Source organism: Bradyrhizobium sp. SZCCHNRI3052 (genome assembly GCF_032484895.1).
Lineage (GTDB): Bacteria > Pseudomonadota > Alphaproteobacteria > Rhizobiales > Xanthobacteraceae > Bradyrhizobium.
Window position 1 is genome coordinate 295,196 of the sequence record NZ_JAUETW010000006.1, and the last position, 24,776, is coordinate 319,971.

The following is a 24,776-nucleotide window of genomic DNA, read 5'->3' on the forward strand; positions in this document are numbered from 1 at the left end:
CTGTTGCGACCGGCTCCGACCTGCCGTTTCCCGGATGACCAAGTCCAAAATCCTCGTGCTGATCCCTGCCCGCATGGCCTCGACCCGCCTGCCCGGCAAGCCGCTGCTCGATATCGCCGGCCAGCCGATGATCGTGCAGGTGCTCCGGCGCGCGCAGGAGGCCGCGATCGGCCGCGTGGCCGTGGCAACCGACACGCTGGAGATCGCGAACGCCGTGACGGCGGCGGGTGGCGAGGTGGTGATGACCAAGCCCAATCATCCCTCCGGGTCGGACCGCATCTACGAGGCCATGTGCAAGCTCGACCCTGCGCGCGAGGCCGAGATCGTGGTCAATCTGCAGGGCGATTTCCCGACCATCGACCCGCAGAACATCAGCGACGTGCTGCCGCCGCTGGACGATCCCGCCGTCGACATCGCGACCCTTGCCGCGCAGATCCATACCGAGGAGGAGAGCCTCAATCCGAACGTCGTCAAGGCGGTCGGCTCGCCTCTCGGCGGCCGGCGCATGCGCGCGTTGTATTTCACCCGGGCCACGGCGCCGTATGGCGACGGACCGAGGTACCATCACATCGGGCTTTACGCCTACCGCCGGGCGGCGCTGGAGCGCTTCGTCAGCCTGCCGCCGTCGCCGCTGGAGCAACAGGAAAAGCTGGAACAGCTGCGGGCGCTGGAAGCCGGCATGCGCATCGACGTGATGGTCGTCGACGCCGTGCCCCGCGGCGTCGACACCCCCGCCGACCTCGAAACCGCACGCCGGCTGCTGTCCAAGTCCTAAGCTGCTGCTACAAGGCCCCTCATGAGCAAGATCTTGAAAATCGCATTCCAGGGCGAGCCGGGAGCCAATTCCCACATCGCCATTTCCGAGGCCTATCCGACCGCCGAGGCCATGCCGTGCGCGACCTTCGAGGACGCGCTGAGCGCGATCTCCTCCGGCGAGGCTGACCTGGGCATGATCCCGATCGAGAATTCGGTCGCCGGCCGCGTCGCCGACATCCATCACCTGCTGCCGGCCTCCGGCCTCTACATCATTGGCGAGTGGTTCCTGCCGGTCCGCCACCAGCTGATGGCGCTGAAGGGCACCAGGCTCGCCGACATCAAGACGGTCGAGAGCCACGTCCATGCGCTCGGCCAGTGCCGCCGCATCATCCGCCAGCTCGGCGTCCGGCCGATCGTCGCCGGTGACACCGCGGGCAGCGCCCGGGACGTCTCCCAGCGCGGCGACAGGAGCGTCGCGGCGATCGCCTCGCGCCTCGCCGCCGAGATCTACGGCCTCGACATCCTCGCCGAGGACATCGAGGACGAGGCCCACAACACCACCCGCTTCGTCGTGCTGGCGCGCCAGGAGCAATGGGCCGAGCAGAACTCCGGGCCGTTGGTCACGAGCTTCGTGTTCCGCGTCCGCAACCTGCCGGCTGCGCTGTACAAGGCGCTCGGCGGATTCGCGACCAACGGCGTCAACATGACCAAGCTCGAGAGCTACATGGTCGACGGCAATTTCTTCGCGACGCAGTTCTACGCCGACGTCGACGGCCATCCCGACGACAAGGGGCTGGCCTTCGCCCTGGAGGAATTGAAGTTCTTCTCGCGCGAACTGCGCATCGTCGGCGTCTATCCGGCGCATCCGTTCCGCGCGACCTTCAGCGAGCGGATGGAATGATCGGACCGTCATCCCGCGGCTCCACATAGGCCGCCAGCTCGGCCGGCGTTCCCACCGGGAATGCCTGCTTCAGATGGTCGAGAAAGGCGGAGACGCGCGCGCTCAACAGCCGCCGCGACGGATACAGCGCCCACAGCGCAACCGCTGGCGCGTCCAAATCGCCCCAATGCGCCAGCCGGCCAGCCGCCAGATCGTGGCTGACGAGCGAGAGCGGCAGGCATGCGGCACCGACGCCGGCACGGACCGCATCGCGCACCATGATCAGCGATGACAACCGCAGGATCGGATCGATCGCGATGCGCGACGATCCCGTTGCAGCCATGACGTCCCACGCTGCGATCTGCTCGGTGCTACGAACAACCGCAGGAACGAGCGCGCCGTCCGCCGGCCGCGTCAGGCTTGGGCTGGCCACGACCACCAGCCGATCGCGCAGGAAGATGCGGCCGACGAGGCTCTCATCGGGATCGGGATTGACCCGGATCACTAGGTCATAGCCCTCCTCGACCATGTCGACGGCGCGGTCGTCGGTCGTCACCTCGAGCCGGACCTCCGGATATCTGAGCGCGAACGTAGCGGCGAGCTTACCCATCGCGGTCTGCGAGAACAGCAGCGGCGCGCTGATCCGCAACCGGCCGCGCGGCTGATCGCCGCCTGAGGCTATCGCACCGACGGTCTCGTCGAGCTCGGTCAGCAGCGCGCCCGTGCGCTCGAACAGCGCCCGCCCTTCCTCGGTCAGCCTCAGTGTGCGCCCGCCGCGCTCGATCAGCCTGATGTCCAGGCTCGCTTCGAGCTCCGCGACGCGGCGGGACAGCGTTGCCTTCGGACGACCGCTGGCGCGGGCGGCCCGGCCGAAGCCGCCGTGGCGGGCGACGAGCGTGAAATCGGCGAGCGCGAGCAGATCCATCTGTTCCATCAATGAGACGACATGTCCAAATATAGCGCCTATTGGCTCGCGTTTGGATCGATATCTTCCGGGTGTCTCAACACCAACCCCGGAGTGATCCCATGACCATCCTCGTGACCGGTGCCACTGGAACCGTCGGCCGTCGCGTCGTCGAACAACTCGTCAGGCGCGGGGCCGATGTCCGCGCCCTCGTCCGCGATCCTGGGAAGGCCAAGCTTCCGGCGGGCGTTCAGATCGCCCAAGGCGACCTGCTCGACGTCGATTCGCTGCGCGGCGCGTTCTCGGGCGTCTCGACCCTGTTCCTGCTCAACGCCGTCACGCCTGATGAATTCACTCAGGCGCTGATCGCGCTCAATCTGGTCCGCGAGGCCGGCATCGAGCGCATCGTCTATCTGTCGGTGATCCACGGCAACGTCTACGTCAACGTGCCGCACTTCGCCGGCAAGTTCGCCGTCGAGCGGATGGGCCTGAACGCCACCATCTTGCGCCCCGCCTACTTCATGAACAACGATCTCGCGATCAAGGACGTCGTGCTCGACTACGGCGTCTACCCGATGCCGATCGGAGCCAAGGGCCTCGCGATGATCGACGTCAGCGACATCGGCGAGATCGCAGCGATCGAGCTGATCCGCCGCGAGCAGTCAGCCGTGCCGCTGCCGCTCGATCGCATCAACCTGGTCGGTCCGGACACGCTGACCGACGCTGATGCCGCTGCGATCTGGTCTGACGTGCTGGGCCGCACGATCGCCTATGGCGGCGACAACACCGCGCAGTTCGAGACCAACCTCCGGCAGGTCATGCCGAGCTGGATGGCGTTCGACATGCGACTGATGGCCGAGCGCTTCCTGACCGACGGCATGGTGCCGGGCGAGGGCGACGTCGCGCGCCTCACCACGCTGCTGGGCCGGCCGCGGCGCTCGTACCGCGACTTTGTCGCCGAGATCTCGGCCACGGCCTGAAGCCGAGCCGCTCATCATCCCCCGAAACCAAATTGCGCGGCGCGCTTCCGCGAATGCGCCCCCTCCATGGAGATCATCATGACCAGTCAAGATAGCAATGTCACCACACCCAAGTCTAACATCCTCGTGCTTGGCGCCACCGGCGGCACCGGACGGCTGATCGTGCGCGACGCGCTGGCGCGCGGCCATCACGTCACCGCGCTGGTGCGCTCGCCCGACAAGGCCGGGGACCTGCAAGGCGCGCAACTGATCGTCGGCGATGCGCGCGACGAAGCCACGCTTCGCAAGGCGCTCAAGGGACAGGATGTCGTCATCAGTTCCTTGGGCACCTCGCTCAGCCCGTTTCGCGAGGTCACCACGCTCTCGACATCGACGCGGGCGCTCGTCAAGGCGATGGAGGCCGAGAATGTTGCGCGCCTTGTCGCCATCACCGGGATCGGCGCAGGCGACAGCCGGGGACATGGCGGCTTCGTCTACGACCGGCTGATCCTGCCGCTGCTGCTGCGCAACGTCTATGCCGACAAGAACCGGCAGGAGGCGATCATCCGCGATAGCGGGCTCGACTGGGTCATCGTCCGTCCCGCCATGCTCAACGACAAGCCGGGCGGCCAGACGGTCCGCGCGCTGACGGACCTCACAGGTTTTCACGGCGGCACGATCGCGCGGGCCGATGTCGCGCGCTTCGCGGTGGACCAGGTGAGCGACGACAGCTTCCTGCGTCGTTCGCCGCTAATCACGTGGTGAGCAGGGAAGACGCGGAGCTGTCCCGACGAATAAGCCTGCTTGTGAATTACTCAGTCATGCCCGGGCTTGTCCCGGGCATCCACGTCGTTCTCAACATGCCGATCGACGTGGATGGCCGGGACAAGCCCGGCCATGACGATGTGGAGAGCGAGGGGCGCAAAACTCAGATCCTCGATCGAGATGGCGGGGAGATGATCCTGCTCTGCCGCTCCCCCCAAATCCGATCGAGGTCTGTTGACGACTCTCGTTACGCCGCCGCCTTCCGCTCGAGGCCGAAGGCGTCGGCAAGCAGGCTGTAGGAGCGCTTGCGGGCGTCGTGGTCGAAGGTCGCCGTGATCACCATCAGCTCGTCGGCCTGGCTTGCCGCGATCATCGGATCGAGCTTGGCTCGCACCGTCGCCGGGCTGCCCACGAACAGCCGCGACCGGTTGCGTGCGATCGAGGCGCGGTCGGCGTCTGTATACATGTACGCCGCGGCCTCCTCGGGGCTCGGCAGCGGCAGGAACTGGCCGCGGTCGCGCCTGAGGCGGTTGAGGTCCATCGACGACGCCAGCCGCTCCGCCTCGGCGTCGGTCTCGGCCGTCACCACCGCGACCGCCAGGATCGCATGCGGCTGTGTCCGCCAGCGCGACGGCGTGAAATGGGCGCGGTAGGTTCGCATCGCGTCGACGGCGTCGTGGCTGGCGAAATGATGTGCGAAGCCGAACCCCATGCCGAGCTGCGCCGACAGCTCGCTGGAATAGTCGCTGGAGCCGAGCAGCCAGATCGGCGGCAATGGCGCGTCGTCGGGCATGGCGATGACGTTGTTGTAAGGATGACCGGCAGGGAACTCGCGGGTCTCCCACAGCATCAGCTCATGCAGCCGCTCCAGGAAGTCGTCGCCCTCGCGGCGGTCGAGCCGGCTGCGCAGCGCATAGGCCGTGGTGCCGTCGGTGCCCGGCGCGCGGCCCAGGCCGAGATCGATCCGGCCGGGAAACAGTGCCTCCAGCATCTTGAAGCGCTCCGCGACCACCAGCGGCGCATGGTTGGGCAGCATGACGCCGCCGGAGCCGACGCGGATGTGCTGCGTCGCTGCCGCGATCTGCCCAATCATGATGTCGGGCGACGGGCTCGCCACCGACGGCAGGCTGTGGTGCTCAGCCAGCCAATAGCGGACGTAGCCGAGCTGATCGACATGGCGGGCCAGATCGATGCTGTTGCGCAGTGCCGCCGAGGCAGGCGTGGCGGTGGTCGTGACGGAGAGGTCGAGCACTGAAAGCGGGATCATGGCTTCAACCTAATGACTGCGCGGCGTGCCACAATGGGCCAACCGCGGCGGAGCCCTGCTGGAAATGCAGGGATCGACATCATCCCGAGTTGGGACGCGGACATTGTATACAACGTCGCCCTCGAAACATCCCACACTCGATCTCGATCAAATCCGTTCACCCACAGCCAACACACATTGAAACATCAACATTTTATCTGCCCATCACATGATCGATGATAGCGGACAAAAGTCATCAAAATACATACAAGTGGGCTAAATCCCATTTAGGGTGGGCTGTCTATTGCGACGCACTTCCCTTATCTTCCCACATCCAAAGAGCGATCCCCTCTTGAGTTGAAATTTACGCGCCACCGGGAACCTGCGCTGCCATGACCGACCTCGCCACCGCCATCGCCGACGGCCACTCCGCAATCATCCGGCCGAAGATCTCGTTCGAGTTCTTCCCGCCGAAGACCGAGGAGATGGACCGGACGCTGTGGGCCTCGATCGAGCGCCTCGCCCCTCTGGAGCCGAGCTTCGTCTCGGTGACCTACGGCGCGGGCGGCTCGACCCGCGAGCGCACCCACGCCACGATCGCGCGCATCCTGAAGGAGACCGCGCTGCTGCCGGCGGCGCATCTCACCTGCGTCGGCGCTTCGCGCCACGAGATCGACGAGGTCGTCGACCGCTATCACGAGGTCGGCGTCCGCCACATCGTGGCGCTTCGCGGCGATCCGCCCGGCGGCATCGGCACGCCCTACTACACCCATGCCGAGGGCTATCAGAGCTCGCCCGAGCTGATCGCCGGCATCAAGAAGCGCCATCCCGACATCGAGGTCTCGGTCTCGGCCTATCCGGAGAAGCACCCCGAGAGCCGCGACTTCGACGCCGACATCGACATGCTCGAGGCCAAGGTCGACGCCGGCGCCACCCGCGCCATCACCCAGGTGTTCTTCGACAACGATCTCTACTTCCGCTACCTCGACCGTGTCCGCGCCCGCGGCATCACGATCCCGATCGTGCCCGGCATCATGCCGATGCACAATTTCAAGCAGGCGCGTGGCTTCGTGACGCGCGCCGGCACGACGGTGCCGGACTGGCTGGCCGAAAAATTCGACGGTCTCGACGACGATCCCGAGACCCGCAAGCTGGTCGCGGCGACCGTCGCCGCAGGCCAGGTGCAAAAGCTCGCCAAGCATGGCGTCGACACCTTCCATTTCTACACCATGAACCGCGCCGACCTCGTGTTCGCGATCAGCCATCTGCTCGGCATCCGTCCGAAGTCCGCCAACAAGGCTGCCGCCTGATGTCCGTTCCCGTATCTCCAGCGCGTACCGCCTTCCTTGCCGCTGCAGCTAAGCGCATCCTGATCCTCGACGGCGCCATGGGCACGATGATCCAGGCGCTGCAGCTCGACGAGGCCGCCTTCCGCAGCGAGCGGTTCAAGGACTTCCATCGCGACCTCCGCGGCAACAACGACCTGCTGATCCTGACGCAGCCCGACGCCATCGAGGACATCCACGCGCAATATCTGCGCGCCGGGGCCGACATCGTCGCCACCAACACCTTCTCGGCAACCTCGATCGCGCAGGCCGATTACGACCTCTCCGACATCATCTACGAGCTGAACCGCGAGGGCGCCCGGCTCGCCCGCAATGCCGCGACCCGCGTTGCGGCCGAGGACGGCAAACAGCGCTTCGTCGCCGGCGCGATGGGCCCGACCAACCGCACCGCCTCGATCTCGCCCGACGTCTCCAACCCCGGCTACCGCGCCGTGACCTTCGACGACCTCCGGCTCGCCTATGGCGAGCAGGCGCGCGGGCTCCTGGACGGCGGCGCCGACATCCTGCTGCTCGAGACCATCTTCGACACGCTCAATGCCAAGGCGGCGCTGTACGCCATCGCCGAGCTCTGCGAGGAGCGCGGCATCGACGTGCCCGTGATGATCTCGGGCACCATCACCGACAAGTCCGGCCGCCTGCTCTCGGGCCAGATGCCGGAGGCGTTCTGGAATTCGGTCCGCCACGCGAAACCGCTGACCATCGGCTTCAACTGTGCGCTCGGCGCCGAGGATCTGCGCGCCCATGTCGCCGACATCGGCCGCGTCGCCGACGCGCTGGTGTGCGCCTATCCCAATGCCGGCCTGCCCAACGAGTTCGGCCAGTATGACGAGACGCCGGCCTACATGGCGCGACTGATCGGCGAATTTGCGCGGGACGGCCTCGTCAACATCGTCGGCGGCTGCTGCGGCACCACGCCCGAACATATCGCGGCGATCGCCGCCGCCGTCGCCCCGCACAAGCCTCGCGCCGTGCCGGAGATCGCGCCGCGGCTGCGGCTGTCGGGCCTCGAGCCGTTCGAACTCACGCCCGCCATTCCGTTCGTCAATGTCGGCGAGCGCACCAACGTCACAGGCTCGGCCAAATTCCGCAAGCTGATCACCGCCGGCGATTACACCGCGGCGCTGCAGGTCGCGCGCGACCAGGTCGAGAACGGCGCCCAGGTCATCGACGTCAACATGGACGAGGGCCTGCTGGATTCGGAAGCCGCGATGCGGACCTTCCTCAACCTCGTCGCTGCCGAGCCGGACATCGCCCGCGTTCCCGTGATGGTCGACTCCTCGAAATTCCACGTCATCGAGGCCGGCCTGAAATGCGTGCAGGGCAAGCCGGTGGTGAACTCGATCTCGCTCAAGGAAGGCGAGGAGAAGTTCATTCACGAAGCGAAGATCGCGCGTCGCCACGGCGCCGCCGTGGTCGTGATGGCGTTCGACGAGACCGGCCAGGCCGACACCTACAAGCGCAAGACCGAGATCTGCGCCCGCGCCTACAAGATCCTGGTCGAGCAGATCGGCTTTCCGCCTGAGGACATCATCTTCGATCCCAACATCTTCGCCATCGCGACCGGACTTGAGGAACACAACAATTACGGCGTCGACTTCATCGAAGCGACACGCTGGATCCGGCAGAACCTGCCGCATGCGCATGTCTCGGGCGGCGTCTCCAATCTCTCCTTCTCGTTCCGCGGCAACGAGCCGGTGCGCGAAGCGATGCATTCGGTGTTCCTGTATCACGCCATCAAGGCGGGCATGGACATGGGCATCGTCAATGCCGGTCAGATGATCGTCTATGACGACATCGATCCGGAGCTGCGCCAGGTGTGCGAAGACGTCGTGCTCAACCGCGACCCCGGCGCCTCGGAGCGGCTGCTGGCGCTGGCCGAGAAATTCCGCGGCCAGGGCAAGCAGACCAAGGAGGCCGATCTCGCCTGGCGCGAATGGCCGGTCGACAAGCGGTTGAGCCACGCGCTGGTGCATGGGATCACGGAGTTCATCGAGCAGGACACGGAAGAGGCACGCGCCGCCTCGACGCGACCGCTCGACGTCATCGAAGGCCCGCTGATGGCCGGCATGAACGTGGTCGGCGACCTCTTCGGCGACGGCAAGATGTTCCTGCCGCAGGTCGTGAAGTCGGCGCGCGTGATGAAGCAGGCGGTGGCCTATCTGATGCCGTTCATGGAGGCGGAGAAGGCTGCTAACAAGGGCCGGGCCAACGAGCGCTCCAACGCCGGCAAGATCGTACTCGCCACCGTCAAGGGCGACGTCCACGACATCGGCAAGAACATCGTCGGCATCGTGCTCCAGTGCAACAATTTCGAGGTCATCGACCTCGGTGTCATGGTGCCCGCGGCCAGGATCATCGAGACGGCCAAGGCCGAGAACGCCGACATCATCGGTCTCTCCGGCCTGATCACGCCCTCGCTCGACGAGATGGCGTATCTCGCCTCGGAGATGGAGCGCCAGGGCCTGAACGTGCCGCTCCTGATCGGCGGCGCCACGACGAGCCGTGTCCACACTGCGGTCAAGATCGATCCGAACTACCAGAATGGCCCGGTCGTTCACGTCAACGACGCCAGCCGCGCCGTCGGCGTCGCCTCCTCACTGCTGTCGCCGGAGCGCAAGGATACCTACGCCACGGAGGTTCGCAGCGAGTATCAGAAGATCGCCGCTGCGCATCTGCGCGGCCAGGCCGACAAGAAGCGGCTGAAGCTCGCGGACGCCCGCGCCAACGCGCCGAAGATCGACTTCGCCAAGGCGAAGCCGGTCAAGCCGACCTTCCTCGGCACCAAGACGTTCGTCGACTACGACCTCGCCGAGCTTGTGCCCTATATCGACTGGACGCCGTTCTTCCAGACCTGGGAGCTCGCCGGCCGTTTCCCTGGCATCCTCGACGACGCCAAGGTCGGCGAGGCCGCGCGCGCGCTGTATGACGACGCGCTGAAGATGCTGAAGCGCATCGTCGACGAGAAGTGGTTCACGGCGCGCGCCGCGATCGGCTTCTGGCCGGCGAATGCGGCCGGCGACGACATCGTGCTCTATGCCGACGAGGGCCGCACCAAGCAGATCGCGACGCTGCACACGCTGCGCCAGCAGCTCGAGAAGCGCGAGGGTCGCTTCAATACCGCGCTCAGCGACTTCATTGCGCCGCAGGGCTCGGGCGTGCCGGACTATGTCGGCGGCTTCGTCGTCACGACAGGCCTCGGCGAGGATGCCGTCGCCGACCGCTTCAAGAACGCCAATGACGACTATTCCTCGATCCTGGTGAAGGCGCTGGCCGACCGCCTCGCCGAGGCGTTCGCCGAGCGCCTGCATGCCCGCGTCCGCCGCGAGTTCTGGGCCTACGCTCCGGACGAGGCGCTCTCGCCGGACGATCTGATCCTGGAGAAGTATCACGGCATCCGTCCCGCGCCCGGCTATCCGGCGCAGCCCGACCACACCGAGAAGGCGACCTTGTTCGAACTGCTCGACGCCGAGAAGAATGCCGGCGTGCGGCTGACCGAGAGCTTTGCGATGTGGCCGGGCTCGTCGGTGTCGGGCCTCTATTTTGCCTCGCCGGAGAGCTTCTATTTCGGCGTCGGCAAGATCGAGCGCGACCAGGTCGAGGACTACGCCGCGCGCAAGGGCATGACCGTCGCCGAAGTCGAGCGCTGGCTGGCGCCGATCCTGAACTACATTCCGGCAAGGGGCGGCCAGCAGGCGGACGCGGCAGCGCGCGCCGTCGCTTCGCCCGCTCCGGCCAACGACGCCGCCCCCGCCGAGCTCGCGAGCCATCCGATGGGCTGCACCTGTGCCGTTCATCTCGCCTGGCGCAAGAAGGCGGTCGGCGCGAAGTAGCCGGCGCGGTCGCCCCATCCACAGCTGTCGTCCCCGCGAACGCGGGGACCCATACCGCGTGATCTACCCGTCGTCCGCGGTGGCTGATATCGCGCAAAACGACATCTCCCTGTGGTTATGGGTCCCTGCGTTCGCAGGGACGACAGCGGTTATGACGCCCCCTGCTCGGCTCACACGCTGCACTTGGACGCCCCTCCTCCGTGTCCCCCGCGCCACGGCCGCCGCGAATGACAAAGCGCCACAGCCGGCGCCATGCGATGCAGCGTGGACTTATCCCCGCTAACCGGCTGAAATGCCGCCGGGGCCTCCGGGTGGTTTTTCGTTCATGTCGTTGCAGTTCAGGCTTGCGTCCCGAAACCTGTTCCATGACAGGCTTCGATTCATTGCCACCATCATCGGCATCATCTTCTCGATCGTGCTGGTGACCGTGCAGATGGGCCTCTATGTCGGCTTCCGCCGGATGGTCACGACCATGATCGACCATTCCCCGGCCGAGCTGTGGATCATGCCGGTCGGCACCAAATGCTTCGAGGATCCCTCGCTGCTCGACGAGCGGCAGCGGTTCCGGGCGCTGGCGGTTCCCGGAGTGGCGGAGGCGACGCCGCTGGTGATCGGCTATGCGCAATGGCGGCTGCCGCAGGGCACCACGACGCCGGTCTTCGTGGTCGGCTCGGAACTGCGCGGGCTCGGGCTGCATCCCTGGAACGTGGTGGAGGGACGGCTGGACGACCTGTCCGTGCCGGGCGCGGTCGCCATCGACCAGACCTATTTCGAGCGGCTCGGCATCGGCGGCGCCGGCCAGGCTGCGGAGCTCCGCGACCAGAAGGTGCAGGTGATGGCTGTCACCAAAGGCATCCGCTCGTTCACGACAACGCCTTACGTGTTCACCGACGTCGACCGCGCCCGCGCCTATACCGGCATCGCCTCGAACAAGGCGTCCTATCTGGTGGTCAAGCTGGCGGCCGAGGCCGACCTCTGGACCGCGCAGCGGGCGCTGCGCGACAGCCTGTCCAATGTCGACGTGCTGACCGCAGCCGAGTTCGCGAGCCGCAGCCGCTCGTTCTGGCTGTTCGGCACCGGCGCGGGTGCCGCGCTGTTCGCCGGCGCCCTGCTCGGCCTCATCGTCGGCACCGTGATCGTGGCGCAGACGCTCTATTCCAGCACCAAGGATCACATCAACGAGTTCGCGACCCTGCGCGCGATCGGCTCGTCCAGCCGCTACATCTACACCGTCATCATCTGGCAGGCGCTGCTCAGCGCCATCGTCGGCTTCGCCGGCGCTGCGGCGATCGGCAGGATCGTGGCGGCCGCGACCGCGGAATCGGCGCTGCCGGTCATCATGACCCCGACGCTGACGGTCGCGCTGTTCGTGCTGACGTTGACGATGTGCGTCGGCTCGGCGATCGCGGCGATCCTCAAGGTCATGCGCATTGATCCGACCCTGGTGTTCTCGCGATGACCGACACCGTGCTCGAGGCCACCGATCTCGTGCATCACCTCGGCCAGGGGGCCGGAAGGGTGCAGGCGCTGAAGGGCGTGAGCCTGTCGCTGAAGGGCGGCGAGCTGGCGCTGCTGATGGGCCCCTCGGGCAGCGGCAAGACGACGCTGCTGTCGATCCTGGGCTGCCTGATGACGCCGGATGGCGGTGCCGTGCGGGTTGCCAACCAGCCGGTCGCGGGGCTCGATCCCGAGGCGCTGGCGAAGCTGCGCCGCGAGCGCATCGGCTTCATCTTCCAATCCTATCATCTGTTTCCGACGTTGAACGCCGAGGACAATGTGCGGCTCGCGCTCGACGTGCGCGGCGAACGCGCGCGGGCCGCGAAACTGGCGGCGCGCGAGGTGCTCGAGCGGGTCGGCCTCGGCCCGAAGAAGCGGTCGTTCCCGCGCCAGCTCTCGGGCGGCGAGCAGCAGCGCGTCGCGATCGCCCGCGCCATCGTCGGCAAGGCGCAGGTCATTCTCGCCGACGAGCCGACCGGCGCACTCGATACCGCCAACGGTCAGGCGATCATGACCCTGCTCGCCGATATCGCCAAGGATCCGTCGCGCGCGGTGCTGGTGGTGACGCACGATCCGCGCATCCTGCCGTTTGCCAATCGCGTCATTCACATCGAGGACGGCCGCATCGTCCGCGAGGAGAGCGGCGGCGAGTCCATGAAGAAAGTCTCGCACGCATGATATCGGGAATTCCAGAACGCGCTCACCTGCTCGGGCTCGTCGCCGCGGCTGCATTGGCTATCATCGTCACGCCGACCTCGATTCCACCGACAGCGCGTGCCGCCAATGCCCAGGAGGAACGCTGGCTGGCCGTCGCACCCGGCCGGGTCGAGCCGGCATCCGGCCTGATCAAGCTCGGCGCGCCGGTGGTTGGGCTGATCCAGGAGGTGCTGGTCAGGCCAAACGAGACCGTGTTCGCCGGCCAGGCCCTGGTGCGGCTCAGCGATGGCGAAGCTCGCGCGCAGCTCGCCAGCGCCGAGGCGCAGGTCGCGATGCGCAAGCGCGTGCGCAACAAGGAGTCGACGCCGTCTGGCGCGGGTCCCCGGCGCCGCGCCGAAGACGGCCTCGCCGATGCGCAGGCGGCGGTGTTCGACGCGCGTGCTGCGCTCGACAAGGCCGTGACCGAGCGGCGCGCCGGGCGCGGCGCCGATGCCGATGTCGACACCGCACGCACGCAATTGACAGCCGCGCAGGCGAAGCTGGAGCAGCAGGCCGACGAGCTGCGCAAGGTCACCGCTGATGCGCCACTGCCGATCAGCGCCGAGGGCCAGCTCAACGTCGCCCGCAGCGAACTGCAGGGCGCCCGCGCCACGTTGGAAAAGCTCACCATCCGCGCGCCGCTCGACGGCACGGTGCTACAGGTCAATGCGCGCACCGGCGAGATCGCTTCGCCGCAGACGACGCCACCGCTGGTGCTGCTCGGCGATACGTCCTCGCTGCGCGTGCGCGCCGAGCTCGACCAGCGCGACCTCGACAAGATCAAGGTCGGCCAGCAGGCGGTGGTCCGCTCCGACGCCTTCCGCGGCCGCGACGTCGCCGGCAAGGTCGCCGCCATCGCCCCGCTGGTCGAGAGCAGCCGCACTGCTGCGCTCAGCCAGCGCAACATGACCGACGTCGACGTGGTGGAAGTGCTGGTCGATCTCGCCGAGCCGGGCCCGTTCGCGGTGGGTATGAAGGTGGACGTGTATTTCAAGCCGTGAGGGGCGCGCCGCTCGGCCCACGCCTCTTGCGCTGCTGCCCACCCTCCCCTGGAGGGGGAGGGTCGCTCGCACGCGCAGCGGGCGATCGGGGTGGGGCGAAGCCACGAGCACTGCTGCTGATGAGAGATCACCCCACCCCGCCTCACGTTTCGCTTCGCTCATCGTGCGGCGACCCTCCCCCTCCAGGGGAGGGTGAGCACCGAGCAAGCTGCACGGTCTGACGTCTCGATGGACTCCATCAATCCCCGCTCGGCGGGGCCAGCGGCTGGACGATCTCCTGGAATGGCGGCAGCGCCTCGCACCTTGCGGCGTGGGCCGCCAGCGCCGGATAGCGCGCGGCGTCGAACAGATGCGGATGCGCCTCGCGTGTGAAGCGCAGCACGCAGGCGACGGCGATGTCGGCGTGGCCGATGTTGTCGCCATACCAATAGGCGCTCGTCACATCTGCGCGCTCGGCCTCCAGCATCGCCAGCACGCCGGAGATCTGCGTCTCGCAGCGTGCGACCCACAGCGCGAGACGGTCCTTGCGCAGCACGCGCTCGTAGATCAGGCTGACGGCCTTGTCGCCGAGACCGGTCGCGAGCGCGATCGTATGCAGCTGCCTGCGGCGCAGCGCGCCGCTCCGCGCCAGCATCGCGCGCTCGGGCCCGACGGTCTCGTCGAGATGATCGAGGATCGCCACCGAGTCGATCAGCGCCTCGCCGTCATCCAGCACCAGCACCGGCACGCGCAGCAGCGGATTGTACGGCGCGATCTTGTCGGCATCGCCGAAGGTCGACCAGGGCTTGTGCTCGAACGGCACGCCGTAGAGCTTGAGCGCGATCGCGGTGCGGCGGACGAAAGGCGAGTCGTATTGGCCGATCAGGAACATCGGTTATCCTCCTGTGCGGCGCATTGAAGCGCCGTTCGGCGCCGTTGTCAGCTCCGATGTTCAGGCCAACAGCGGCACATGCGCTGCGACGTCGCGCGGCAGCGTGCCGTCGAGGCGCGGGTCGGGGGCGATCTCGATCTGGCGGCGATAGGGGCGGAAGCCGGAGCGCTGGTAGAAGACGAGCGCACGGGGATGATCGAAGCTGCAGGTGTGGACCCAGAGCCGCGTCAGCGGCTGCGCCCAGGCGCGGCGCAGCGCGTGGTTCATCAGCAGCCGTCCGGCGCCGGTGCCGATCAGCTTCGACGTGACGCCGAACAGCGCCAGCTCGCAATCGGTCTTCTTGCGGAAGTCGAGCTCCAGCAGGGCTTCATCACCGCCGCCATGCGCCAAGGTGTAGATCTCGACTCCGTCAGCGCGAATCGTCTTGGCAAGCTCCGCATCGCTCATCCGCGTGCGCTGTGACCACAGCCACTCCCAGCCGACGCGGGCATAGAGGTCGCGGTACCAAGCGAGATCGGGCTGCGCGACGCGGCGAATGCTCCAGTCGCCGATCGGATCGGGCGGCAGCACCGGCGGCGCCAGCATTTCCAGCGAGGTCACCACGGCCGCGACCTTGCCGGGCGGGACGTCGACATATCCGTCGGGAATGGTCACTCAAGACGACCTGATTGAAGGGTGATCGGCAACCTGCTTACCCCGGACGTAATTGGAACCGCACAGCGGTCCCGGCATGGTCGGCGCATTCAACATCAGGAGCCATGCCCATGCAACGACGAGACGTGCTGCTGACCGCGGCAGCAGCCAGCTTCGCGGCGACGGGAGCGGGCCTCGCCGCCGCACCGACCGCGGCGCGCCCACGTATCCGCTGCAGCGACGGCGTGACGCTCTATCACGAGGAGTGGGGCAGCGGCCGGCCGGTGCTGTTCGTACATGCCTGGGCGCTGACCAGCGCGATGTGGACCTACCAGATCTCCGATCTCAGCCAGCGCGGGCTGCGCTGCATTGCCTTCGACCGCCGCGGCCATGGACGCTCCGACGTGCCGGGCTGCGGCTACGAGCTCGACCGGCTGGCCGACGACATCGCCGAGGTCATCGCGCAGCTCGACCTTGATGACGTCGCGCTGGTCGGCATGTCCATGGGCTGCAACGAGATCCTCAACTACGTCGCGCGGCACGGCACGGGACGCATCTCGCGCATCGCGATGCTCGGACCGACGACGCCGTTTCCGCTGCAGACCGCGGACAATGCGCTCGGCGCGCCCCACGGCTATTTCAAGCAGTGCTGGGCCGCGTGGCAGAGCGACTTCCCGAAATGGATCGAGGACAACAAGCTGCCGTTCTTCACTAAGGACGCCTCGCCGCAGATGATGGAATGGGTCGCGGCGATGATGCGCCAGATGCCCATTCCCGTCGCGGTCGCCACCAACCGCGCGCTGATCGCGACCGACCTGCGGCCGGTGCTTGCGAAGATCGACCGTCCCGTGCTGATCCTGCACGGCGACAAGGACGTCTCAGCGCCGCTCGACATGACGGCACGGCCGACCGCCAAGGGCATCAAGGGCGCCGAGCTGAAGGTCTATCCCGGCGGCCCGCATGGGCTATTCGTGACCCACATGAAGCAGGTCAATGCCGACCTTGCTGCGTTCCTGGCTTAGCTGCTGTGGGAGGCGAGCGCCCTACTCGCCCTCGTCGCTCGCCAGCACCCCCTTCACGGCGCGAGCCCAGCCGGCGAGCTTGCGCTCTCGCGTCGCCGCGCTCATCGCCGGCCGGAAGCGGTGCTCGAGCCGCCAATTGTCGGCGAACTTCTCCGGCTCCGGATAGACGCCCGCGTGGAGGCCGGCGAGATAGGCGGCGCCGAGCGCGGTGGTCTCCTGGATCATGGGACGGTCGACTGGTGCGTCGAGCAGGTCGGCGAGACGCTGCATGGTCCAGTCCGAGGCGGTCATGCCGCCGTCGACGCGCAGCACGATCGTGGCGGCGGACGCATCGGGCCAGTCGGCGCGCATCGCGGCCCACAGATCGTAGGTCTGGTAGCACACGCTCTCCAACGTGGCATGCGCGAGCTCGGCCGGGCCGGTATTGCGGGTCAGGCCGAACAGCGCGCCGCGCACGCGCGGATTCCAATACGGTGCGCCGAGGCCGACGAAGGCCGGCACCAGATAGACCGACTGCATCGAGTCGGACTTGTCGGCGAGCGGGCCGGTTTCGGCGGCATGCTTGATGATGCCGAGCCCGTCGCGCAGCCACTGCACGGCCGAGCCGGCGACGAAGATCGAGCCTTCGAGCGCGTAGGTCCTGACGCCGTTGAGCTGATAGGCGATCGTCGTCAGCAGCTTGTTGTTCGATTTCACCGGCGTGGCGCCGGTGTTGAGCAGCGCGAAGCAGCCGGTGCCGTAGGTCGACTTCATCATGCCCGGCGTGAAGCAGGCTTGGCCGATGGTGGCCGCCTGCTGGTCGCCGGCGATCCCCGCGACCTTGATCGGGCCGCCGAACAGATCGGGCGTGGTGGTGCCGAAATCGGCGGAGGAATCCTTCACCTCGGGCAGCATCGAGCGCGGCACGCGCAAGAGCTTCAGCAGCGTCTCGTCCCACGCACCGGTGTGGATGTTGAACAGCAGCGTGCGCGAAGCGTTGGTGGCATCGGTGGCATGCACCTTGCCGCCGGTCAGCCGCCACAGCAGGTAGCAATCGACGGTGCCGAACATCAGTTCGCCGCGTTCGGCGCGCTCGCGCGCGCCAGGGACGTGGTCGAGGATCCAGGCGACCTTGGTGCCGGAGAAATAGGGATCGATGATCAGGCCGGTTTTGGCGCTGACATCCGGCTCGTGGCCATCGGCCTTGAGCTTGGCGCAGATGTCGGCGGTGCGGCGGTCCTGCCAGACGATGGCGCGGTGGACGGCCTGGCCGGTGGCGCGGTCCCATACCACGGTGGTCTCGCGCTGGTTGGTGATGCCGATCGCCGCGATGTCCTTGGCCGTCAGTCCCGCCTTCTCAAGCGCATCGCGGCAGGTCATCACCGTCGAGGTCCAGATGTCCTCCGGCTCGTGCTCGACCCAGCCGGAGGCCGGGAAATGCTGCGGGAATTCCTGCTGCGCGACCGCGGCGATCGAGATGTCGGAGCGGAACACCATCGCGCGCGAGGACGTGGTGCCCTGATCGATGGCCAGCACGAAGGACATGGGTTTTCTTCCCGGTAGGTTGACGACGTTGGGCCGACAAGCAAGCGGATCGGGCGGGCGAGGTCAAGGTGGAGCGGCACGTGTCTATCCACCCTCCCCTGGAGGGGGAGGGTCGATCGCCCGCGCAGCGGGCGAGCGGGGTGCGGTGAGCCACGGGCGATGGCGATTGTGGAGAGATCACCCCACCCCGCCTCACGTTTCGCTTCGCTCGTCGTGAGGCGACCCTCCCCCTCCAGGGGAGGGTGAACACCCGCGATCAGCTCCGCCGCTCGGATACGAAGGCTACACCGCGGCCGTTGTCACGCCGCCGTCGACGACGATGGTCTGGCCGGTCATGAAGGTCGACGCATCCGAGGCGAGGTAGGCGACCGCGCCGGCGATCTCGTGCGGCTCGCCGATGCGACGCAGCGGGGTGGTGGCACAGCGCTGCTTCAGGCGGGCTTCGTCCTCCCACAGCGCGCGGGCGAAATCGGTCTTGATCAGGCCGGGCGCGACGCAATTGATGCGCACGCCGTGCGGCCCCCATTCGCCGGCAAGGCTGCGGCACAACGCGAAGTCGGCGGCCTTGGAGATGCCGTAGGCGCCGATCACGGTCGAGCCGCGCAGGCCGCCGATCGAGGAGACGATGATGACCGAGCCCTTGCCCCTCGCGGCCATCGGCGGGATCGCCTTGGCGCAGAGCCAGAGATTGCTCTTCACGTTGGAGGCCATGATCTTGTCGAAGGCCTCGTCGGTGATGTCGAGCAGCGGACCGTAATACGGGTTGACCGCAGCATTGCAGACGAGGATGTCGACCTGGCCGCAATGCTTCACGGCGCCGTCGATCAGCGCGTCGACCTCGGCCCGCCGGGAGATGTTGCAGGGGATGACGTGGGCCTCGCCACCATTGGCGCGGATGGCGCTCGCAACCTCCTCGCATGCGTCCGGCTTGCGGCTGGAGATCACCACCTTGGCGCCGAGTTGCGCGAGCAGCTCCGCCGACGCCCGGCCGATTCCGCGGCTCGAGCCGGTGATGACGGCGACCTGACCGGAGAGGTCGAAGGGATTGGGGGTCATGTCTGCTTCCTCCGCGTCATTGCGAGGAGCGAAGCGACGACGCAATCAAGCATACCGCCCTGGATTGCTTCGCTTCGCTCGCAATGACGGCTCGATTGATCAAATCACTCCGGAGCCGCTCGACACCGGCAGCGTAGCCCTCTCAAATCCGTCATGCGCGGGCTTGACCCGCCTGCGGGGCCGAAGCCCCTTCGGCGCGGCGAAGGCCCGCGCATCCATCTTCAGAAAGCGATGGGTTGCCGGGTCAAGCCCGGCAACGACAAAGCTTTCTAGATCAACCCGCCCGCCTCGCTGACGCGGCGCATGTGGTAGTCGGTGTCGCCGAAGGTGCTCTCGATCATCGTCAGACGCTTGAAGTAGTGGCCGATCTTGGCCTCCATGGTCATGCCGATGCCGCCATGGAGCTGGATCGCCTGCTGGCCGACGAACTTAGCCGACTTGCCGATCTGCACCTTGGCCGCGGCGATCGAGGTGGCGCGCTCCTTGGCGTCGTCGAACTCGGCGGCCATGGTCGCGAACATCGACATCGAGCGGGCCTGCTCCAGCGCGACGAACATGTCGGACGCCCGGTGCTGCAGCGACTGGAACGAGCCGATCGCGACGCCGAACTGCTTGCGCGTCTTGATGTACTCGACCGTGGTCTTCAGCGACTCGTCCATCAGGCCGACGGCCTCCGCGCACAGCGCGATGCGGGCCTCGTCGACGACGCGTTCGATCAGCGGCAGGGCGTTGACCGGATCGCCGATCGCGGCGTCGGCGCCGACTTCCACACCGGTGAAGGTGATGTCGGCGGCATGCAGACCGTCCTGGGTCGGATAGCCCTTGCGGGTGACGCCCTTGGCGTCGGCCGGCACGATGAACACGCCGATGCCCGACTTGTCGCGCTGGCCGCCCGAGGTGCGCGCGGTCACGATCAAGGTGTCGGCGTTCTCGCCGTTGAGCACGACGAACTTTTCGCCGTCGATGACCCAGCCATCGCCCTTCTTCTTCGCAGTCGTCGCAACGTCGAACAGGTCATAGCGCGACTGCTTCTCGAGCTGGGCGAACGCAAACGTCCTACTGCCGTCGATGATTCCAGGCAGATGCGCGGCCTTCTGCGCCGCCGAGCCGCCATGACGGAGAAAACCGCCGGCCAGCACCACGGTTGCGAGATACGGCTCGAGCACCAGCGCGCGACCCATCGCCTCCATCACGATCATGGTCTCGACGCCGCCGGCGCCGAAGCCGCCGTCGTCTTCCGAGAACGGCAGACCGAGCAGGCCCTGCTCGGCGAGCTTGGACCACATCGCGCGGCTCCAGCCGCCCTTCTCCTTCATGTACAGCTTGCGCTTGTCGAAATCGTAGGCATCCGCCAGCAGGCCGTCGATGCTGTCCTTGAGGAGACGCTGCTCCTCGGTGAGATCAAAATCCATGCTCTCTATCCTCGTACCCGGAATTCATCATCGGCGTCATTCCGGGACGCGCCGCAAGGCGCGGGCCCGGAATCCATACTCACGATGGTGGTTATGGATTCTCCGACGCGCAACTGCGCGTCGTAGCTCGCCGCTTCGCGGCGCCCCGGAATGACAGCAACTCAAAGCCCCAGCACCGCCTTGGCGATGATGTTGCGCTGGATCTCGTTGGAGCCGCCGTAGATCGAGACCTTGCGGTTGTTGAAGTAGCTCGGCGCGATCTGGGCGGTCCAATCCATGGTCTCGTTGCTGTCGTCGTCGCCATGGACGTCGTAGGGCGCGGCAAACGGGCCGATCACCTCCATCAGCAGCTCGGTCGTGGTCTGCTGGATCTCCGAGCCCTTGATCTTCAGCACCGAGGACGCCGGATTGGGCTTGCCCTTGCCGTGCTTGCCCTCGTCGGCGACGACGCGCAGTTGCGTCAGCTCGAGCGCCTTCAGCTCGACCTCGCAGGCCGTGAGCTTCTCGCGGAACGACGGATCCTCCAGCACCGGGCGGCCGCCGGATTCGATCTTGCCGGCGAGCTCCTTGATGCGGCGGATGCGCTCCTTGGAGACGCCGACACGGGCGATCCCGGTGCGCTCATTGCCAAGCAGGAACTTGGCGTAGTCCCAGCCCTTGTTCTCCTCGCCGATCAGGTTCTCGATGGGCACCTCGACGTCGTCGAAGAACACCTCGTTGACCTCGTGGCCGCCGTCGATGGTCTGGATCGGACGCACCGTGACGCCCTTCGACTTCATGCTGAAGACGATGAAGGAGATGCCCATCTGCTTCTTCGCCGCCGGATCTGTGCGGCAGAGGCAGAAGATCATGTCGGCGTGCTGCGCGAGCGTCGTCCAGGTCTTCTGGCCGTTGATGATCCACTTGTCGCCGCGGCGCTCGGCCTTGGTCTTCAGCGATGCGAGGTCGGAGCCCGAGCCCGGCTCGGAGAAGCCCTGGCACCACCAGTCGTCGACATTGGCGATGCGCGGCAGATACTTCTTCTTCTGCTCCTCGTTGCCGAAAGTGTAGATGACGGGGCCGACCATGCTGACGCCGAAGGCGAGCGGCTGCGGCGCCGGATAGGCCTGCAACTCCTCGTTGAAGATGTAGTGCTGCACCGAGGTCCAGCCGGTGCCGCCATATTCCTCCGGCCAGTGCGAGACACCCCAGCCCTTCTTGTTGAGGATGCGCCACCAGGTCACCATCTCGTCCTTCGACAGATGGCGGCCTTCGATCATCTTCCGTCGCGTCTCCGCGGGCACGTTGTCCCTGAAGAACGCCCGGACTTCCTCGCGGAACGCCTGCTCTTCCTTCGTGAATGCAAGATCCATCGGATCCTCCCGTGTGTATATATTCGTCGACAAATCGAGCTGTCATTCCGGGGCGCCTCGAAGAGGCGAACCCGGAATCCATAACCACCATCGTGAGTATGGATTCCGGGCTCGCGCTCCGCGCGCCCCGGAATGACGAAGACCTATTGCAGCACCTCGAACAGGCCGGCGGCGCCCATGCCGCCGCCGACGCACATCGTCACCACCGCGTACTTGGCCTTGCGGCGGCGGCCTTCGATCAGCGCGTGGCCCGTGAGCCGCGCGCCCGACATGCCGTAGGGATGGCCGACCGCGATGGCGCCGCCATTGACGTTGATCTTGTCGGGGTCGATGCCGAGCTTGTCGCGGCAGTACAGCACCTGCACGGCGAACGCCTCGTTGAGCTCCCACAGGCCGATGTCGTCGACGGTCAGCCCGTGGCGCTTGAGCAGGCGCGGCACCGCGAACACCGGGCCGATGCCCATCTCGTCGGGCTCGCAGCCATGCGCGACGAAGCCGCGGAAGATGCCGAGCGGCTGCAGGCCGCGCTTCGCCGCGGTGGCGTCGCTCATGATCACGCAGGCAGAGGCGCCGTCGGAGAGCTGGCTGGCATTGCCGGCGGTGACCGAGAAGCCGTCGCCGCGCACGGCCTTGAGGCCGGCGAGGCCTTCGGCCGTCGTCTCGGGACGCGGACCTTCGTCCTGCGACAGGGTGACGTCCTTGAACGAGACGTTGCCGGTGGCCTTGTCGGTGACCGCCATCTTGGTCGAGATCGGCGCCAGCTCATCGTTGAACTTGCCGCCCTGCTGCGCGGCAGCGGTGCGGCGCTGGCTCTCCAGCGCATATTCATCCTGGCGCTCGCGGGAGATGCCGTAGCGCTTGGCGACGATCTCGGCGGTGTCGATCATCGGCATGTAGACGTCGCCCTTGATCTCGAGCAGCGCCGGATCGGTGGCCTGGAACGTGTTCATCTTGTCGTTCTGGACCAGCGAGATCGATTCGCCGCCGCCGCCGACCGCGATCTCGACACCGTCGAAGATCACCGAGCGCGCCGCGAGCGCAATCGCCTGCAGGCCGGAGGCGCACTGGCGGTCGATGGTGGTGCCGCCGACCGACACCGGCAGGCCGGCACGCAGCAGCGCCTTGCGCGCGATGTTGCCGCCGGTCGAGCCCTGCTGCAGGGCTGCGCCCATCACGACATCCTCGACCTCGGCCGGATCGACCTTGGCGCGCTTGACGGCCTCGCCGATGGCGTGGCCGAGCAGCGTCGCGCCGCCGGTGGCGTTGAGCGCGCCGCGATAGGCCTTGCCGATCGGCGTGCGGGCGGTGGAAACGATGACGGCATCGGTCATGGGCGACCTCCTGTTGTTGTTACGGATGTTTGCTGTGAGACGTGGGTGATTGCTGCTGGCGCAGTTCGTGACGCGACAGCTTGCCGACCGGCGTGCGCGGCAGCTCGTCGACGAACTCGACCGCCGCCGGCAGCTCGTGCTTGCCGAGCTTGCCGGTGAGGAAGGCGCGGAGATCCTCGACCGGGAACGGCGCGAAGCCGTCGCGCAGCTTGATGAAGGCCTTGGCCGCCTCGCCGCGATAGGCGTCGGGAATGCCGATCACGATGACCTCCTGCACCGCCGGATGGGTGTAGATCGCCTGCTCGATCATCTGCGGATAGACGTTGAAGCCGCCGGAGATGATCATGTCCTTCTTGCGGTCGACCAGGAAGTAGAAACCGTCGGCGTCGACATAGCCGATGTCGCCGGTCAGGAAATGATCGCCGACGAACGACTGCGCCGTTTCGTCCGGCCGGTTCCAATAGCCCTTGGTGACGTTCGGCCCCTTGATCCGGATCTCGCCGACCTCGTTCACGCCGAGCACCTTTGCGGGATCCTCGAGCGACACGACGTCCATCTCGATGCCGGGCAGCGTGATCCCGATCGAGCCGGGCTTGTCCGGGCCACCCTTGGGATGGGCGGTGCCGGGCGAGCAGGTCTCGGTCATGCCCCAGCCGCTCTTCAGCTTCATGCCGACGCGGCGCTCCAGGATGCGCGCGACCTCGACTGGCAGCGGCGCGCCACCGGAGCCAACGCTGGTCAGCGACGACAGATCGCGCGTGTCGAGATCGGGCAGGTTGGCGATCGCGATCCACATCGTCGGCACGCCGGGAAAATAGGTCGCGCGCTTGACCTCGATGTCGTGCATCACAGCTTCCAAGTCGAAGCGCTGGTGCAGCGAGATCAGGCTGCCGAGACGCAGCGAGGTCAGCAGCACCACCGTCAGTGCATAGATGTGGAACAGCGGCAGCACGCAGATGACTCGGTCGGAGCCGTTGCCGTTCGCGCGCGTCGCGCGGCCCCAGATTTCGGCGATCGACACCGCCGAGGTGAGATTGCCATGGGTCAGCATCGCGCCCTTGGGCAGGCCGGTGGTGCCGCCGGTATATTGCAGCAGGGCGATGTCGTCGGGCGAGATGGCCGGCCACGCTGCCGGCGCCACGGCGCCCTCGACGAAGGCACGATGGGTGGTCACGGCGGAGCTATCCGGCAACGGCGTCTGTGACGTACCGACCTTGCCCCAATGATCATCCTCGCAGACGATCAGGCGGTCGAGCAGGCCCTTCTCGAGGAACTTCAGCGCCGTCGGCAGCAGCGCCGACAGGTTCGAGGTGACGAGAATGCGTGCGCCGGAATCGCTGAGCTTGTGCGACAGCGCGATCTCGCCATCGAGCGGCGACAGGTGCACGACGCGGGCGCCGGCCTTGAGCGCGCCGAAGAAGTTGATCGGATGATCCGGCGTATTGCCGAGGAACAGCGCGATCGACGCGCCCTTGCCAAAACCGGCTCGCAGGAACGCGGCGGCAGCCTGGTCGACGAGCGCCGCGAGTTGCTTGAAGGTGACGGGGCGGTCGCGGAATTCCAGCGCATCGCGATCGCCGAAGTCACTGACCGCCTTTGCCAGCAGATCTGGCAAGGTGCCACGCGCGATCGGCGCGTCCCAGCGGACGCCTTCGGGATAGAACTGTTCGCCAGGATGGGTCATGCGGACTCTGT

At 66.9% G+C, this 24,776-nt stretch carries 20 protein-coding genes; 10 read left to right on the forward strand and 10 right to left on the reverse strand.

Features of this window, described 5'->3' with window-relative positions; translation table 11 throughout:
• Nucleotides 1–34 precede the first annotated feature (34 nt).
• Together QW887_RS19100 and QW887_RS19105 are read left to right on the forward strand one after the other, a co-directional pair.
• Entirely contained in the window at nucleotides 35–775 is a 741-nt protein-coding gene (locus QW887_RS19100) for a 3-deoxy-manno-octulosonate cytidylyltransferase (RefSeq protein WP_316172672.1), read from the forward strand.
• A gap of 21 nt (nucleotides 776–796) precedes the next feature.
• The gene (locus QW887_RS19105) at nucleotides 797–1,657 is read left to right on the forward strand and encodes a prephenate dehydratase (RefSeq protein WP_316169528.1); all 861 of its coding nucleotides are present in this window, start codon (nucleotides 797–799) and stop codon (nucleotides 1,655–1,657) included.
• Here QW887_RS19105 and QW887_RS19110 read toward each other — a convergent pair.
• Nucleotides 1,638–2,561, reverse strand: a complete 924-nt coding sequence (locus QW887_RS19110) for a LysR family transcriptional regulator (RefSeq protein ID WP_316172754.1) — start codon at nucleotides 2,559–2,561, stop codon at nucleotides 1,638–1,640. The genes QW887_RS19105 and QW887_RS19110 overlap by 20 nt on opposite strands.
• A 101-nt stretch (nucleotides 2,562–2,662) precedes the next feature.
• On the opposite strand from QW887_RS19110, the gene QW887_RS19115 reads away from it, so the two are divergent.
• Nucleotides 2,663–3,520, forward strand: a complete 858-nt coding sequence (locus tag QW887_RS19115; RefSeq protein ID WP_316172673.1) for an SDR family oxidoreductase — start codon at nucleotides 2,663–2,665, stop codon at nucleotides 3,518–3,520.
• A 78-nt stretch (nucleotides 3,521–3,598) separates the two neighbouring features.
• Nucleotides 3,599–4,264: an SDR family oxidoreductase gene (locus QW887_RS19120; protein ID WP_316169531.1), complete on the forward strand. Its 666-nt coding sequence runs from the start codon at nucleotides 3,599–3,601 to the stop codon at nucleotides 4,262–4,264.
• A 247-nt stretch (nucleotides 4,265–4,511) separates the two neighbouring features.
• Here QW887_RS19120 and QW887_RS19125 read toward each other — a convergent pair whose 3' ends face one another.
• Nucleotides 4,512–5,531 carry an LLM class flavin-dependent oxidoreductase gene (locus tag QW887_RS19125; RefSeq protein ID WP_315713793.1) on the reverse strand — a complete coding sequence of 340 codons (1,020 nt, stop codon included), beginning with the start codon at nucleotides 5,529–5,531 and terminating at the stop codon, nucleotides 4,512–4,514.
• Nucleotides 5,532–5,902: 371 nt separating this feature from the next.
• Here QW887_RS19125 and metF point away from each other — a divergent pair, with 371 nt between their 5' ends.
• The 5 genes from metF to QW887_RS19150 all read left to right on the forward strand — a co-directional run bounded on the left by metF (nucleotide 5,903) and on the right by QW887_RS19150 (nucleotide 13,880).
• Nucleotides 5,903–6,820, forward strand: coding sequence for a methylenetetrahydrofolate reductase [NAD(P)H] (metF, locus tag QW887_RS19130; RefSeq protein ID WP_315713792.1), 918 nt, complete (start codon nucleotides 5,903–5,905; stop codon nucleotides 6,818–6,820).
• Entirely contained in the window at nucleotides 6,820–10,686 is a 3,867-nt protein-coding gene (gene metH, locus QW887_RS19135) for a methionine synthase (RefSeq protein ID WP_316194819.1), read from the forward strand. The genes metF and metH overlap by 1 nt, the downstream gene beginning before the upstream one ends.
• Before the next feature lie 325 nt (nucleotides 10,687–11,011).
• The gene (locus tag QW887_RS19140) at nucleotides 11,012–12,145 is read left to right on the forward strand and encodes an ABC transporter permease (RefSeq protein WP_316194820.1); all 1,134 of its coding nucleotides are present in this window, start codon (nucleotides 11,012–11,014) and stop codon (nucleotides 12,143–12,145) included.
• Nucleotides 12,142–12,861: an ABC transporter ATP-binding protein gene (locus QW887_RS19145; protein ID WP_315713789.1), complete on the forward strand. Its 720-nt coding sequence runs from the start codon at nucleotides 12,142–12,144 to the stop codon at nucleotides 12,859–12,861. Before QW887_RS19140 ends, QW887_RS19145 begins: the two co-directional genes overlap by 4 nt.
• On the forward strand, nucleotides 12,858–13,880 hold the full coding sequence (locus tag QW887_RS19150; protein WP_316169535.1) for an HlyD family secretion protein: 1,023 nt from the start codon (nucleotides 12,858–12,860) through the stop codon (nucleotides 13,878–13,880). The genes QW887_RS19145 and QW887_RS19150 overlap by 4 nt, the downstream gene beginning before the upstream one ends.
• Before the next feature lie 238 nt (nucleotides 13,881–14,118).
• On the opposite strand, the gene QW887_RS19155 is transcribed toward QW887_RS19150, so the two are convergent.
• Entirely contained in the window at nucleotides 14,119–14,751 is a 633-nt protein-coding gene (locus QW887_RS19155; RefSeq protein WP_316194821.1) for a glutathione S-transferase family protein, read from the reverse strand.
• 60 nt (nucleotides 14,752–14,811) lie between these two features.
• On the reverse strand, nucleotides 14,812–15,405 hold the full coding sequence (locus QW887_RS19160) for a GNAT family N-acetyltransferase (protein WP_315825961.1): 594 nt from the start codon (nucleotides 15,403–15,405) through the stop codon (nucleotides 14,812–14,814).
• Between the two features lie 110 nt (nucleotides 15,406–15,515).
• On the opposite strand from QW887_RS19160, the gene QW887_RS19165 reads away from it, so the two are divergent.
• Nucleotides 15,516–16,406, forward strand: coding sequence for an alpha/beta hydrolase (locus tag QW887_RS19165; RefSeq protein WP_316194822.1), 891 nt, complete (start codon nucleotides 15,516–15,518; stop codon nucleotides 16,404–16,406).
• 21 nt (nucleotides 16,407–16,427) lie between these two features.
• Here QW887_RS19165 and glpK read toward each other — a convergent pair whose 3' ends face one another.
• The 6 genes from glpK to pimA all read right to left on the reverse strand — a co-directional run bounded on the left by glpK (nucleotide 16,428) and on the right by pimA (nucleotide 24,765).
• Nucleotides 16,428–17,930, reverse strand: coding sequence for a glycerol kinase GlpK (glpK, locus tag QW887_RS19170; protein ID WP_316194823.1), 1,503 nt, complete (start codon nucleotides 17,928–17,930; stop codon nucleotides 16,428–16,430).
• A gap of 282 nt (nucleotides 17,931–18,212) precedes the next feature.
• Nucleotides 18,213–18,986, reverse strand: coding sequence for an SDR family oxidoreductase (locus QW887_RS19175; protein WP_315825958.1), 774 nt, complete (start codon nucleotides 18,984–18,986; stop codon nucleotides 18,213–18,215).
• Between the two features lie 269 nt (nucleotides 18,987–19,255).
• Entirely contained in the window at nucleotides 19,256–20,398 is a 1,143-nt protein-coding gene (gene pimD, locus QW887_RS19180) for a pimeloyl-CoA dehydrogenase small subunit (RefSeq protein ID WP_316194824.1), read from the reverse strand.
• A gap of 161 nt (nucleotides 20,399–20,559) precedes the next feature.
• Nucleotides 20,560–21,750 (reverse strand): pimeloyl-CoA dehydrogenase large subunit, encoded by a 1,191-nt coding sequence (gene pimC, locus QW887_RS19185; RefSeq protein WP_316194825.1) that lies wholly within the window; start codon nucleotides 21,748–21,750, stop codon nucleotides 20,560–20,562.
• Between the two features lie 143 nt (nucleotides 21,751–21,893).
• Nucleotides 21,894–23,081, reverse strand: a complete 1,188-nt coding sequence (locus QW887_RS19190; RefSeq protein ID WP_316194826.1) for an acetyl-CoA C-acyltransferase — start codon at nucleotides 23,079–23,081, stop codon at nucleotides 21,894–21,896.
• 19 nt (nucleotides 23,082–23,100) lie between these two features.
• Nucleotides 23,101–24,765 carry a dicarboxylate--CoA ligase PimA gene (gene pimA / locus QW887_RS19195; RefSeq protein ID WP_316194827.1) on the reverse strand — a complete coding sequence of 555 codons (1,665 nt, stop codon included), beginning with the start codon at nucleotides 24,763–24,765 and terminating at the stop codon, nucleotides 23,101–23,103.
• Between the last annotated feature and the right edge of the window lie 11 nt (nucleotides 24,766–24,776).

Coding starts and splice junctions, on each gene's coding strand:
- pimA (WP_316194827.1), bottom strand. CDS start 24,765: ATGACCCATCCTGGCGAACAGTTCTATCCCGAAGGCGTCCGCTGGGAC.
- metH (WP_316194819.1), top strand. CDS start 6,820: ATGTCCGTTCCCGTATCTCCAGCGCGTACCGCCTTCCTTGCCGCTGCA.
- QW887_RS19125 (WP_315713793.1), bottom strand. CDS start 5,531: ATGATCCCGCTTTCAGTGCTCGACCTCTCCGTCACGACCACCGCCACG.
- QW887_RS19150 (WP_316169535.1), top strand. CDS start 12,858: ATGATATCGGGAATTCCAGAACGCGCTCACCTGCTCGGGCTCGTCGCC.
- QW887_RS19140 (WP_316194820.1), top strand. CDS start 11,012: ATGTCGTTGCAGTTCAGGCTTGCGTCCCGAAACCTGTTCCATGACAGG.
- QW887_RS19110 (WP_316172754.1), bottom strand. CDS start 2,561: ATGGATCTGCTCGCGCTCGCCGATTTCACGCTCGTCGCCCGCCACGGC.
- QW887_RS19145 (WP_315713789.1), top strand. CDS start 12,142: ATGACCGACACCGTGCTCGAGGCCACCGATCTCGTGCATCACCTCGGC.
- QW887_RS19120 (WP_316169531.1), top strand. CDS start 3,599: ATGACCAGTCAAGATAGCAATGTCACCACACCCAAGTCTAACATCCTC.
- QW887_RS19105 (WP_316169528.1), top strand. CDS start 797: ATGAGCAAGATCTTGAAAATCGCATTCCAGGGCGAGCCGGGAGCCAAT.
- pimD (WP_316194824.1), bottom strand. CDS start 20,398: ATGGATTTTGATCTCACCGAGGAGCAGCGTCTCCTCAAGGACAGCATC.
- QW887_RS19175 (WP_315825958.1), bottom strand. CDS start 18,986: ATGACCCCCAATCCCTTCGACCTCTCCGGTCAGGTCGCCGTCATCACC.
- pimC (WP_316194825.1), bottom strand. CDS start 21,750: ATGGATCTTGCATTCACGAAGGAAGAGCAGGCGTTCCGCGAGGAAGTC.
- QW887_RS19115 (WP_316172673.1), top strand. CDS start 2,663: ATGACCATCCTCGTGACCGGTGCCACTGGAACCGTCGGCCGTCGCGTC.
- QW887_RS19100 (WP_316172672.1), top strand. CDS start 35: ATGACCAAGTCCAAAATCCTCGTGCTGATCCCTGCCCGCATGGCCTCG.
- QW887_RS19165 (WP_316194822.1), top strand. CDS start 15,516: ATGCAACGACGAGACGTGCTGCTGACCGCGGCAGCAGCCAGCTTCGCG.
- QW887_RS19155 (WP_316194821.1), bottom strand. CDS start 14,751: ATGTTCCTGATCGGCCAATACGACTCGCCTTTCGTCCGCCGCACCGCG.
- QW887_RS19190 (WP_316194826.1), bottom strand. CDS start 23,081: ATGACCGATGCCGTCATCGTTTCCACCGCCCGCACGCCGATCGGCAAG.
- glpK (WP_316194823.1), bottom strand. CDS start 17,930: ATGTCCTTCGTGCTGGCCATCGATCAGGGCACCACGTCCTCGCGCGCG.
- metF (WP_315713792.1), top strand. CDS start 5,903: ATGACCGACCTCGCCACCGCCATCGCCGACGGCCACTCCGCAATCATC.